The organism is Pseudarthrobacter sp. RHLT1-30-1 (assembly GCF_059383415.1).
The window spans coordinates 17,666-29,790 of record NZ_JBWZCG010000016.1; the positions used below are offsets into that span (position 1 = coordinate 17,666).

9 protein-coding genes are annotated in these 12,125 nt (G+C 67.3%); 5 read left to right on the forward strand and 4 right to left on the reverse strand.

All coding sequences use genetic code 11. From position 1 onward, the window contains the following. Positions 1 to 45 precede the first annotated feature (45 nt). Complete coding sequence (locus AC50YM_RS12640; RefSeq protein ID WP_494957300.1) at positions 46 to 1,275, forward strand: MFS transporter; 1,230 nt, start codon at positions 46 to 48, stop codon at positions 1,273 to 1,275. A 369-nt stretch (positions 1,276 to 1,644) separates the two neighbouring features. Here the strand turns inward: AC50YM_RS12640 and AC50YM_RS12645 are convergent, their stop codons facing one another. Then, on the reverse strand, positions 1,645 to 2,049 hold the full coding sequence (locus AC50YM_RS12645; protein ID WP_494957301.1) for a DUF4383 domain-containing protein: 405 nt from the start codon (positions 2,047 to 2,049) through the stop codon (positions 1,645 to 1,647). A gap of 253 nt (positions 2,050 to 2,302) precedes the next feature. Here AC50YM_RS12645 and AC50YM_RS12650 point away from each other — a divergent pair, with 253 nt between their 5' ends. After that, positions 2,303 to 3,619 (forward strand): cell division protein PerM, encoded by a 1,317-nt coding sequence (locus AC50YM_RS12650; protein WP_494957302.1) that lies wholly within the window; start codon positions 2,303 to 2,305, stop codon positions 3,617 to 3,619. A gap of 46 nt (positions 3,620 to 3,665) precedes the next feature. On the opposite strand, the gene AC50YM_RS12655 is transcribed toward AC50YM_RS12650, so the two are convergent. After that, positions 3,666 to 4,106, reverse strand: coding sequence for a hypothetical protein (locus tag AC50YM_RS12655; RefSeq protein WP_494957303.1), 441 nt, complete (start codon positions 4,104 to 4,106; stop codon positions 3,666 to 3,668). Positions 4,107 to 4,145: 39 nt separating this feature from the next. On the opposite strand from AC50YM_RS12655, the gene purN reads away from it, so the two are divergent. After that, positions 4,146 to 4,721, forward strand: coding sequence for a phosphoribosylglycinamide formyltransferase (gene purN, locus AC50YM_RS12660; protein WP_494957304.1), 576 nt, complete (start codon positions 4,146 to 4,148; stop codon positions 4,719 to 4,721). A gap of 110 nt (positions 4,722 to 4,831) precedes the next feature. Here purN and AC50YM_RS12665 read toward each other — a convergent pair whose 3' ends face one another. After that, complete coding sequence (locus AC50YM_RS12665) at positions 4,832 to 6,184, reverse strand: MFS transporter (protein ID WP_494957305.1); 1,353 nt, start codon at positions 6,182 to 6,184, stop codon at positions 4,832 to 4,834. 151 nt (positions 6,185 to 6,335) lie between these two features. Here AC50YM_RS12665 and purH point away from each other — a divergent pair, with 151 nt between their 5' ends. Continuing rightward, positions 6,336 to 8,021 (forward strand): bifunctional phosphoribosylaminoimidazolecarboxamide formyltransferase/IMP cyclohydrolase, encoded by a 1,686-nt coding sequence (gene purH / locus AC50YM_RS12670; RefSeq protein WP_494957306.1) that lies wholly within the window; start codon positions 6,336 to 6,338, stop codon positions 8,019 to 8,021. 566 nt (positions 8,022 to 8,587) lie between these two features. Here the strand turns inward: purH and AC50YM_RS12675 are convergent. Then, positions 8,588 to 9,589: a trypsin-like serine peptidase gene (locus tag AC50YM_RS12675; protein WP_494957307.1), complete on the reverse strand. Its 1,002-nt coding sequence runs from the start codon at positions 9,587 to 9,589 to the stop codon at positions 8,588 to 8,590. A 246-nt stretch (positions 9,590 to 9,835) separates the two neighbouring features. Between AC50YM_RS12675 and AC50YM_RS12680 the strand changes: the two genes are divergently transcribed. Then, on the forward strand, positions 9,836 to 12,055 hold the full coding sequence (locus AC50YM_RS12680) for an NADP-dependent isocitrate dehydrogenase (protein ID WP_494957308.1): 2,220 nt from the start codon (positions 9,836 to 9,838) through the stop codon (positions 12,053 to 12,055). Positions 12,056 to 12,125 lie beyond the last annotated feature (70 nt).

Below are 12,125 nucleotides of genomic sequence, written 5' to 3' on the forward strand. Positions count from 1 at the left end.
AGGCAGCAACAGACTCGTCCCGATCAACGTTCCAAACGACGTTCCATGTTCGCCAGCACCGTCGGCAACGTGCTGGAGTGGTACGAGTGGAGCGCCTACGCCGTCTTTGCGCCCTTCATTGCGGCGGCGATGTTCGATTCCAAGAACCCTGTCTCGGCGCTGCTCGCCACTTTGGCGGTGTTCGCAGTGGGATTCCTGATGCGCCCGCTCGGTGGCATCGTGTTCGGACGGATCGCGGACAAGCGCGGCCGCAAGTTTGTCTTGATCACCACCATGCTGATCATGGCCGGCGGTTCGCTCCTGATCGGGCTCATGCCGACGTATGGCCAGGTCGGCATCTGGGCCTCCGTGCTCCTGCTGCTGGCCCGGGTTGCGCAGGGCTTTGCCCACGGCGGCGAGTCCGCCACGGCCAACACGTACATCGCCGAAATCGCGCCGCCAGCCAAACGCGGGCAGTGGGGAAGCATCGTTTTCGTGGCCATCTTTGGCGGCTCGGTGCTGGCCTATGTCGTGGGCGGCGGCGTGACAAGCATCCTGGGTGCGGCCGGGGTGGCGCAATGGGGGTGGCGCATCCCCTTCCTGCTGGGGGCCCTGCTGGCACTGGCTGCGCTCTACCTTCGCCGGGGCATGGAAGAGAGCGACGTCTTCGAAGCCAAGGCCACGGCCGCCGAGGTCGCACCAATCCCGCGCAAAACCATCATCCGCGCCGTCCTGCTGATGATCGCCATGACCTCCGGGATCACCGCCGCGCACTACACCTGGACGTCCTACGCATCCACTTTCGCCATCACCCAGCGGGGAATGGATCCGCAGACCGCGTACTGGGCCTCCGTGATCGCACAATCGATTGCCCTTATCACCCTGCCGTTCTGGGGGCGGCTCTCGGACCGGATCGGACGCCGTCCACTGCTGATCGGATTTTCCGTCGCCATGGTGGCCGCGCAGTTCCCGCTGATGGGAATGATCACGAGCGATGGGTGGACACTCGCAGTCGCCGCCACCCTGGCCCTCTGTATAGTCGCCATCCCGGGGGCGCTGCTCGCTGCCGTGCTGTCTGAGAACTTCCCCACGAAGGTCCGCACCCAGGGCATCGGCTTTGCCTATTCGTTGTCGGTCGCGGTCTTCGGCGGAACGGCCCCGTACCTGAACGCACTCTTCAACAGTTGGAGCCTGGGCTGGCTCTCCAGCATCTACATCATCGTGTTGTGCCTCGCCACGGCGCTCGCGGTGTTCAAGCTCCCGGAGACCAAAGGCATCGACCTCAAGGACGCCTGAGAACCACCCGGGCCGCGGAGCCCGCTGAGTGCCGGGTGCACCTCACGAACGACCCGCCACAGATGGCCGCTATGAAGGCTTGGGCTCCAGCGGCCATCTGTGGAGGATTGGCGCCGGAAGCCAGGTCCCGCCACACCAGCCAGGGTCAAGCACGCACCAGACCCCCCCCACGCGCACGCACCCCAGAAGCCCAACCCCAAGGGGCCCAACCCCAAGGAGCCCAACCCAGCCCCCGATAAAACTCCCAACACAGGGAAGCTGGCACAGCCACTGCGTTTCCGCGAGGCGACTGCACCAGCAGGTAGTACGAATTTTCAGAATGCTATGAAACGTTACTCATTCGCGGCTCCCTTTTTCCCGGTTGTTTGCTTACCGGGTCCCTGCGTCGTCGGACAGATGCCGGGACATCAGCCAACCGGCGCCTACCATTACCACGCCCATGATCATGAAGGCCCAGATATCAATGGTGTTCAGCGACAGGAAATTGGCCGCCGACCCCACCCCAACGATGAGCCCGTAGACGCTTAGAACGATGTACAGCAGACCAAAGCCCATCAGGAAGTTCCGGGCACCCATGGGGTTGTTCCGGGACATGGCCACACCGGTGGCGCCGATCGCGAGCTGAACGATGTTCAGCAGCATCGATACCTGGAACAGGCCCAGGAACAGGGCTGTGGAACCGGGTCCGACGAACGCCAATGAGCTGTACTGCGTGGTGATGCCGGGGATGAACCCCAGGATGCCCACGACTGCAAGGACGATACCTACACCCATGCCGGCATTCTGGACGTCTGTACGTCCAAAGTGAATGCCGTGTGCATGTGGAGATGCGGTAGTCATTTCTTCTGCCTCCAACCAATGATTGCGGACATTCCAATTTTACGGCGGGGTAGGGAAAAAAGCGCCGGGAACCCTACCAATTGACGGCACGACGCGACCCGGGAGCGTGGGCACAATACCTGCGAAATCGACGGCTAGGGCCTGTCGGAACGGGCCGGAACGCCGCCACGTGGCACCATGGAACACGATGAAACTGCGCGCTGATCAGACCGGGGAACGTGGACTTCCGATGCCCTTGTGGCTTCAGGGAGCCCTTGAGTCCGCGCAGGCAGCCATCATCTCCGCACTCGTGGTGGCCGTTCCGATTCTCGCCGTGTGGGCCACCGCCGGTTTCCTGAACAGCGAGCCCGACGTCCTGGCCCGCCTCGCCGGCCAGGCCTGGCTGCTGATCCACGGCGTTCCGCTGCTGCTGGACACCGCCGGCGTCAGCTCCGCGGCCCATATGCAATCCGGCGTCCTTTCGCTCATCCCGCTCGGCCTGACGCTGATTCCGTTCCTGCTCGCCTGGCGCGCCGGCCGACGGCTGGCTCGGGCCTCGTACACGGACCAGCTCTGGCAGGCGCTGCTGGGCTCCTGGCTGATGTACGCCGGCTTCGGCCTGACCACCGCCTTCGTCTGCCGGACGGACGACGTCGGTGTGGGCCTCTGGTCCGCGGCCCTCGTCCCGCTGGTCCCGTTCGGGCTCGGCATGGTGATCGGCGCCCGCCGTGAGGCCGGCTCGTGGAGCCGCCTGATCGGCGTCGACGCCGTCGACTGGCTCTCCCGCACCAGCCAGCATTCACGCTGGGCCGGCTCCTACCTGGGGTCCGCGGTCAAAGCCGGGTTCGTGGCGCTGATGGCCAGCCTGGCAATGTCCTGCGTACTTCTCGCCGCCACCCTGTTCATCCACTGGAACCTCGTGATCGCGGTCTACGAAGCGCTCGACGCCGGACCCGTGGGTGGCGCCGTGCTCACCATCGCGCAGCTTGGCTTCCTGCCCAACCTGGCGGTCTTCGCGCTCGCCTGGATCTCCGGCGCCGGGGTGGCGCTTGGCGTCGGCTCGCAGGCCGGGGCGCTCGGCACCGCCGTCGGACCACTGCCGTCGATCCCGGTGTTCGCGGCGCTGCCGGCCGGATCGCTGGACTACGGAATGGCGGCGCTGGTGGTACCCGTCCTCGCCGGAACCCTGGCCGGCTGGTGGTTCCTGCGCGAGGGCGAAAACCACCTCGATGAATGGCTGTCCATCAAAATCCACGCCCGCTGGTTCACCGCGACGGTCTCCACACTGGCACTCGGCGTGATGATCGGCTGCGTCGCAGGGCTGCTCGCCGCGGGTCTGGCCTGGCTGGCCCGGGGATCCGCCGGCATCGGGCGGCTCACCGAGATTGGCCCCGACCCTCTCCGGACGGCCCTGTTCGTGGCCGCTGAGGTGGGGATCGGCGTCGTGATCGGTTACGCGGCGGGGCCGTGGCTGGAACGCCAGCAGAAGCTGCGCGAAGCGGACCTGGAGCCGGCCCCGCTCTGACCCGGGGGCCGCCGTGACGCGGCTCGGTTCCTAGCGGAACCCCGGCTTAGCGGAACCGGGGGAGTGTCTTTTCCAGCTGGGTCTGGCACATGGACGCGGCCTGCTGGGTGAGGGCCTGGCGGGAGCACTGCTGGTAGTCCCGGACCTGGTTGAAGAACAACGCCGAGGACACGAGCAGCAGCACCTGCACGGCCAGGACCACCAGCCCGGAAATCGTCCCGAACAGCACGAACTTCGATTCCTTGAGCTTCGCGTACCGGACCAGCACCATGACGCCCAGCACGATCGCGATCAGCGTCAGGAGCGCACTGAGCCAGAGGTAGCTGATGTCCAGCTGGTAGACGAAGAACGACCCCAGCACCGCCACGACGAAGCTGCGGAACAGATTGTGGGTTTTCGCCTGCGAGGCTTTGGCGGCATCGCTGAGCGGGTGCTGGCTTTGCGGCGGGGTGCCCGGGCTGCCGGCGGTGTCGTTCGGGGGATTCATGGTTTCCAGCCTACGCGAGCGGCCCCATAAGCTAGGACCATGCGCATCGTAGTCCTCGTCTCCGGCACCGGCTCCAACCTCCAGGCCGTCATCGACGCCGTGAAAGCGGGCCGGCTCGACGTCGAGATCGCCGCCGTCGGCGCGGACCGGCCCGGCACCTACGGGGTGGAGCGCTCGGCCGCCGCCGGAATCCCGACCTTCGTGGTGGACTTCAAGGCCTACCCGGACCGGGCCGCCTGGAACGCCGCGCTCACCGACGCCGTGGCCGCGTACTCGCCGGACGTCGTCGTGTCATCCGGGTTCATGCGGATCGTCAGCGCGGACTTCATCAACGCGTTCGGCGGCAAATACCTCAACACCCATCCGGCGCTGCTGCCGTCCTTCCCCGGCGCGCACGGGGTCCGCGACGCGCTGGCCTACGGGGTGAAGGTCACCGGCTGCACGGTGCACTGGGCCGACGCCGGGGTGGACACCGGCCCGATCATCGCGCAGGAAGCCGTAGTGGTCGGCGAGGGCGAGACCGAGGAATCCCTGCACGAACGGATCAAGCTCGTGGAGCGCCGGCTTCTGGTTTCCACGCTGGCGTCCCTCGCCGCCGCGCACACCCCCGCCTGACCCCACCGCTGAGCTATCACATTTGGTGCTTCTGAGCGGCTGGGAAGCACCAAAAGTGATAGCGCATCCGCGGGGGCGGCCGCGGGCGCGGGGGAGGGGGTGCGGGTGCGCTACTTGAGTTGGCGCTGTTTCGTTTCGGGGGCGAAGAACGCCATCCAGAGCACACTGAGCAGCACCAGCCCGCCGGCGAGGGCGAACGACGTCGCCAGGCCCAGCTCCGGCCACAGGAACGCGGCGAACACCAGCGGGCCGAAGCCGGCGCCGATCCGGGAGAAGGTCGAGGCCCAGCCGAAGCCCGAACCGCGCAGCTCCGTCGGGTACAGCTCGGAGACATAGGCGTAGAGCACCGGGATGGCCACCTGCACCACGAAGCCGAAGACCAGCAGCCAGAACACGGCCGCCGTCGGGATGTCCACCACGATCGCCACGATCACCAGGGTCAGCGCGGACAGCGGGCCGGTGATCGCCAGGATCCATTTCCGGCCCACCCGCTCCACCAGCAGCGCGGCCAGCACCACGCCGAGGAGCCCGACTGCGGCCATGGACGCGGTGGTGAGGAAGGCCTTGTACTCCTCGAAGCCGGCGCCGATCAGGATCCGCGGCATCCAGGTCAGCGACAGGTAGTAGACCAGCAGGATGGAAAAGAACAGGGCCCAGGCCGCCGTCGTGATCTTCCAGTCGTACTGCCAGAGCGCGCGGAGCTGGATCCAGGCGCTGCCGGCGGAGAGCCGCGGGGCGTCCTGCGCCTCGGGCAGGCTGTAGACGCGGGGTTCGGCCCCGGTGGCCGCGACGAGGTCGTCGATCACCTTGGCGGCCTCATCGCGCCGGCCCTTGCGGATCAGGAACAGCGGGGATTCCGGGACGCTGCGGCGGATCCAGAACACCAGCAGCGCCGGCAGCACCATCACCAGCATGGTCAGCCGCCAGTCCCCGTACAGGGCCACCAGCCCGGCGGACACAAATCCGCACAAGGCGGCCCCGATCGGCCACCAGCCGTCCATCGCGGTCAGGACTCTGCCGCGCTGCTTGCGGGGTGTGAATTCGCCCACCAGCGCGTAGTCCACCGGGATGCAGCCGCCCAGGCCGAAGCCGGCCAGAAAGCGGAACGCGACGAACCAGAGGAAGTCGGGGGAGAACGCGCCGAGCACGGTGAAAAGCGAGAAAATCAGCAGGGTGGCGGTGAAGGCCTTCTTGCGCCCGATCGTGTCCGCGATGGTGCCCCAGACGAAGGCGCCCAGGGCCATCCCGATCAGATTCGAGGCGCCGATCCAGGCGGCCTCGCCCGGGGAGAGCGCCCAGTGCTTGGACAACAACGGAATCAGGATGCCGTTGAGCGTGACGTCCCAGGCGTCGAACATAAAGCCCAGGCCGCCGATCAGGAAGATCCGGCCCTGCACTTTCCAGCGCCAGGGCAGTTCCTGGACCACCTGTTCGCCGCTGGGCACAGTGGTGTACGTATTCATCTCAGCCTCCTGGGAAAACTCTACGTGCCCGCGCGCGCCCGTGCCGTGCGCTTCACACTCCGGCGCGCGGGCTGGCCCGGTGCGCCGACGCGATAAACTGACCCCATCCCCACCACCCGCGGCCCCGCCGCGATATAAGACGGAGACTTTTGTGAGCTTCACGCAGCTTGACCGTGTATCCATCGACCGTGTTCCCATCCGCCGGGCCCTGATTTCGGTCTACGACAAGACCGGTCTGGAGGAGCTCGCGCGGGGCCTGCACGACGCCGGCGTCAAGATCGTCTCCACCGGCTCCACCGCCAAGAGGATCGCCGCCGCCGGCATCCCGGTGCAGGAAGTCGAGGAAGTCACCGGCTCCCCGGAAATGCTGGACGGCCGCGTCAAGACCCTCCACCCGCGCGTCCACGGCGGCATCCTCGCCGACCGCCGCGTCCCGGCCCACATGGACACGCTCGCCTCGATGGAGATCGAGCCGTTCGACCTCGTTGTGGTCAACCTCTACCCGTTCGTGGAAACGGTGAAGTCGGGCGCCGCGCTGGACGACGTCGTCGAGCAGATCGACATCGGCGGCCCCGCGATGGTGCGCTCCGCGGCGAAGAACCACGCCGCCGTCGCCATTGTGGTGGACCCGTCCTCGTACCACGACGTCGTTGCTGCCGCTGCTGCCGGCGGTTTTGACCTGAAGACCCGACGCCGGCTCGCCGCCAAGGCCTTCGCGCACACCGCAACCTACGACACCGCCGTTGCCAGCTGGACCGCGAGCCAGTTCCTCGACGAGGACGGCGACGGCGTGATCGACTGGCCCGCCTACGCCGGCCTGTCGCTCGAGCGCTCCGAGGTCCTGCGCTACGGCGAAAACCCGCACCAGCAGGCCGCCCTCTACGTGGACCGGGCCGCCCCGGCCGGCATCGCGCAGGCCGACCAGCTGCACGGCAAGGCGATGAGCTACAACAACTTTGTCGACGCCGACGCCGCCCTGCGCGCCGCGTTCGACTTCGCCGAGCCCGCCGTCGCGATCATCAAGCACGCCAACCCCTGCGGTGTGGCCGTGGGTTCCGCCTCCGCCGCGGACCCCATCGCGGACGCGCACGCCAAGGCGCACGCCTGCGACCCGGTCTCCGCGTTCGGCGGCGTGATCGCTGCCAACCGCACGGTCACCGCCGGCATGGCCCGGACCGTCGCAGGCATCTTCACCGAGGTCGTGATCGCCCCGGGCTTCGAGGACGAGGCCGTGGAAATCCTGTCCAAGAAGAAGAATATCCGCCTCCTCGCCCTGCCGGAGGGCTACGGCCGGTACCCCTCCGAAATCCGGCAGGTGTCCGGCGGTGTGCTGGTGCAGATGTCGGACCGGGTCGACGCCGAGGGCGACAACCCCGCCAACTGGACCCTCGCCGCCGGTGCGGCCGCCGACGCCGGGACCCTCGCCGATCTCGCGTTCGCCTGGACCGCCTGCCGCGCCGCGAAGTCCAACGCCATCCTGCTCGCCGACCACGGTGCCGCCGTGGGCATCGGCATGGGCCAGGTCAACCGCCTCGATTCCTGCAAGCTCGCCGTCGAGCGGGCGAACTCCCTCGGCGTGAGCGTGGACTCCGACGTCGACGGCGCCGGCGGTGCCTCGAACGCCGACGCGAGCGGTGCGCCGGAGCGTGCCCGCGGTGCAGTCGCGGCGTCGGACGCGTTCTTCCCGTTCGCCGACGGGCTGCAGATCCTGATCGACGCCGGCGTCCGCGCCGTCGTCCAGCCCGGCGGATCGGTCCGCGACGAGGAAGTCATCGCCGCAGCCAACGCCGCCGGCATCACCATGTACTTCACCGGCGCCCGGCACTTCTTCCACTAGGCGGTAGCTGCGCGGCTGGTCGGCTGTTCGGCTGGTTCACTGCGGGGCCGGTGCGACAGTAGGCCAGGCCCGCGGCGATTCGCGCCGCGGCTCTGGCGGCACGGAACGTAGTTTCCCCACCAAGTTTCACCACGAATGGACATGCCCTCCCTTCCCGGAGGGCAAGTCCATTTTTCGTGGCTACGGGTGGGCATAAGGGCCATATGTCCATGCTTGGAGGCCGGGGGAGTGCATGTCCCGTGGAGATCGTGTGGCGCGGGCCCGGTGTGCAGTCCTGGGTTGGGGGACATGCTCATTCCCCGGGCCCAGCACCGGGCATACGGGGTCTATGTCCAGTGCTGGGTCCGGACGGAGGGCATGTCCCGCGGTGCCCCGTGAAGCGGTGACCTGCGACGCCGTGACGCCGTGACGCCGTGACGCCGTGACGCCGTGACGCCGTGACGCCGTGCCGCTGAGACGCCGCCGCGCACCCCAGCGAAACGCCAACGCGGGGTCACTTGCAGCCCATCCGCGCTGCTGGAATGGACCGCAAGTGACCCCGCGTTGGGGGTTGGTTGTAGGCCGGGCTAGGAGGCGGCCGCGGTGGTGTAGGCCTGCTGGATGACGGAGCCCCAGTACGGTCCGTACATCGTCGTGGATTTGCTGCCGTAACCGTAGCTGTTGATCGTGTTCTGGTAGCCGGTGGAGCTGGATCCGATGAACCACGGCCCGCCGGAAGAGCCGCCGGTCATGTTGCAGGGGATGCCCTGGGAGTTGAACTGCGGGTTGTAGGGGTCGTTCGTGGCCGTACCGGTGCAGCTCTTCAGGGATTCACCGTTGAAGGGCCGGGCCGCGGGGTAGCCGAAGGACTTGTAGCTCAGGCCGCGGGCTGCGTTGAACTGCACACCGGAAGCGCCGACCACGTCCGCGAGACTCTGGCCGTTGAGCGGGTTCATGACCGCGAAGCCGGTGTCGTAGGTCATGTCCCCGCCCGAGCTCCACTGGGTCGGGGCGTGCAGCGACTTGGCCGTCCACATGCCGTAGGGCGCGGCGCCGTTGAGGTAGGCCGGGACGAAGGTGAACTTGGTGGCGAAGGCTCCCGGGCCCTCGTTGACGCAGTGGCCGGCGGTGGAAACGGTGCTCTTGTTCGTGGCGGAGACCGAGTTGCCGGAGCAGACATAGTTGGCGCCGCCGAGCGTGAAGAAGACCTTGCCAATGTGCTTGACGGGGGTTTCGCTCGCGTTCACCTTGGTCTGGATTTCCTTCGCCTGCAGGCTCGGTGCCTGCGACTCGACGGTGCTGGGCGCGCCCGCTTCCGCCGGACGGTTCACGGCCGCCTTGGAGTTTGCCCCCTTCTGCAGCGCCCGTTCGGCCAGCACATCGCCGGGGATGGCGTTGCGCATCCGCTCCTCCGTCCAGTACTCCGCTCCGCCGGTTTCGGTGACAGTGTGGCTGCTGATTCCCGACGTCGCCGACGGGGTAGGGCCGGATGCCGGCGCAGCGCTCGCAGCGCCCGCAGCGCTCAGGGCCAATAGTGCAGCCGCGGAGAGGCTGAGCAGGCTGGTGGCCAGAGTCTTGGGTGTTCTCATGGGTGTCCTAACCGGTGGAAAGCGGGGCGGCCGCCCGTGGTGGCCGCTGTAATGGAACGAAACTACGGCACTTTGACCAGCCTGTAAAGACTCCTGTCAACTCCTGTCATGTCGTGTTGCGTGCGTCATGGAATCCGCGCACGACGACGCCGGTAGGCGGCAACCCGGCTCCCTCGGGTAAGTTAGACATGTTGAAATAGCACAAAATTCCGGAAATACCCAGACATTCAGGGAGACGCCCGAGCAATGGCAAAGATTATCTATACCCACACCGACGAAGCGCCGATGCTGGCAACCTATTCGTTCTTGCCGATTGTCGAAGCCTTCGCTTCGACGGCCGGTGTGGAAGTGGAGACCCGCGACATTTCGCTGGCCGGCCGTATCATCGCCGCGTTCGGCGACTACCTCACCGAGGAGCAGCGCGTCAGTGACGCGCTGGCCGAACTTGGCGCCCTCGTCAAGAAGCCCGAAGCCAACATCATCAAGCTGCCCAACATCAGCGCCTCGACGCCGCAGTTAAAGGCCGCCATCGCGGAGCTCCAGAGCCAGGGCTACGCCCTCCCGGACTACCCGGACAACCCCTCTTCGGACGAGGAGACGGACATCCGCTCCCGCTTCGACAAGATCAAGGGCTCCGCCGTCAACCCGGTGCTGCGTGAAGGCAACTCGGACCGCCGCGCGCCGCTTTCGGTCAAAGCCTACGCCCGCCAGAACCCGCACAGCATGGGTGCCTGGACTGCCGAGTCCAAGACCAACGTCGCCACGATGGACGCCGACGACTTCCGCGCCAACGAGAAGTCCGTGGTTATCAAGGCCGACACCAACATCAAGATCCAGCTGTTCAAGGAAGACGGCACGGTCAAGGTCCTCAAACGGGCCTTCCCCGTCCTCGCCGGCGAGATCATCGACGGCACCGTGATGCGCGCCGCCGCCCTGGACGCCTTCCTCGCCGCCCAGGTTGCCCGCGCCAAGGACGAGGGCGTGCTGTTCTCCGCCCACCTCAAGGCGACCATGATGAAGGTCTCGGACCCGATCATCTTCGGCCACGTCGTCAAGGCGTACTTCGCCGAGCTCTTCGACACCTACGGCGCCCAGATCGCCGCCGCCGGCCTGAGCCCGAACAACGGTCTCGCCTCCATCCTCAACGGCCTTGAGGATCTTCCCGAGGAGATCCGCGGCGACGTCGAGGCGGCCATCACCAAGGGCCTGAACGACGGCCCCGAGCTGGCTATGGTCGACTCGGACAAGGGCATCACCAACCTGCACGTCCCCTCCGACGTCATCGTGGACGCCTCCATGCCGGCCATGATCCGCAGCTCCGGCCACATGTGGGGCCGCGACGGCCAGGAAGCCGACACGCTCGCCGTCCTCCCGGACAGCAGCTACGCCGGAATCTACCAGGTCGTCATCGACGACTGCCGCGCCCACGGCGCCTTCGACCCGACCACGATGGGCACCGTCCCGAACGTCGGCCTGATGGCTCAGGCCGCCGAGGAATACGGCAGCCACGACAAGACCTTCGAGATCCAGTCCGCCGGCACCGTCCAGATCGTCGACGACGCCGGCACCGTGCTGATCGAACACCAGGTCGCCCCGGGCGACATCTGGCGCGCCTGCCAGACCAAGGACGTGCCGGTCCGCGACTGGGTCAAGTTGGCCGTCACCCGCGCCCGCGCATCCGCCATGCCGGCCATCTTCTGGCTGGACAAGGGCCGCGCGCACGACGCCCAGATGATCGCCAAGGTGGAGGAATACCTCAAGGAACACGACACCGAGGGCCTGCAGATCGGCATCATGTCCCCGGACGATGCCACGGCGTTCACCCTGGAGCGCATCCGCAAGGGCGAGGACACCATCTCGGTGACCGGCAACGTGCTGCGCGATTACCTCACGGACCTCTTCCCGATCCTGGAACTGGGCACCAGCGCCAAGATGCTCTCCGTGGTTCCGCTGATCAACGGCGGCGGCCTCTTCGAGACCGGCGCCGGCGGCTCCGCCCCGAAGCACGTCCAGCAGCTGCTCAAGGAAAACCACCTGCGCTGGGACAGCCTGGGCGAGTTCCTGGCCCTCGCCGTCAGCTTCGAGCACCTCGCCACGTCCACCGGCAACGCCCGAGCGCAGATCCTCGCCGACACCCTGGACCGCGCCACCGGCACGTTCCTGCTTGAGGACAAGTCCCCGAAGCGCAAGGCCGGCGAGCTGGACAACCGTGGCAGCCACTTCTACCTGGCCAAGTTCTGGGCCCAGGAGCTGTCCCGCCAGACCGACGACGCCGAGCTGGCCGCAGCCTTCGCTGCTGTCTCCGGTGCGCTGGATTCCGGCGAGGAAACCATCGTCGGCGAGCTCCTCGCCGTCCAGGGTTCCCCGGTGGACCTCGGCGGCTACTACCGCCCGGACGAGGCCAAGGTCACTGCGGCCATGCGCCCCTCCGCGAAGTTCAGTGAAGTGCTGTCCATGCTGGGCTAGACCCCGCCAGCCGGCACCAGCCGGCAGTGTGGCACGCCGAACGGCGCTCCGGAATTATCCGGTGCGCCGT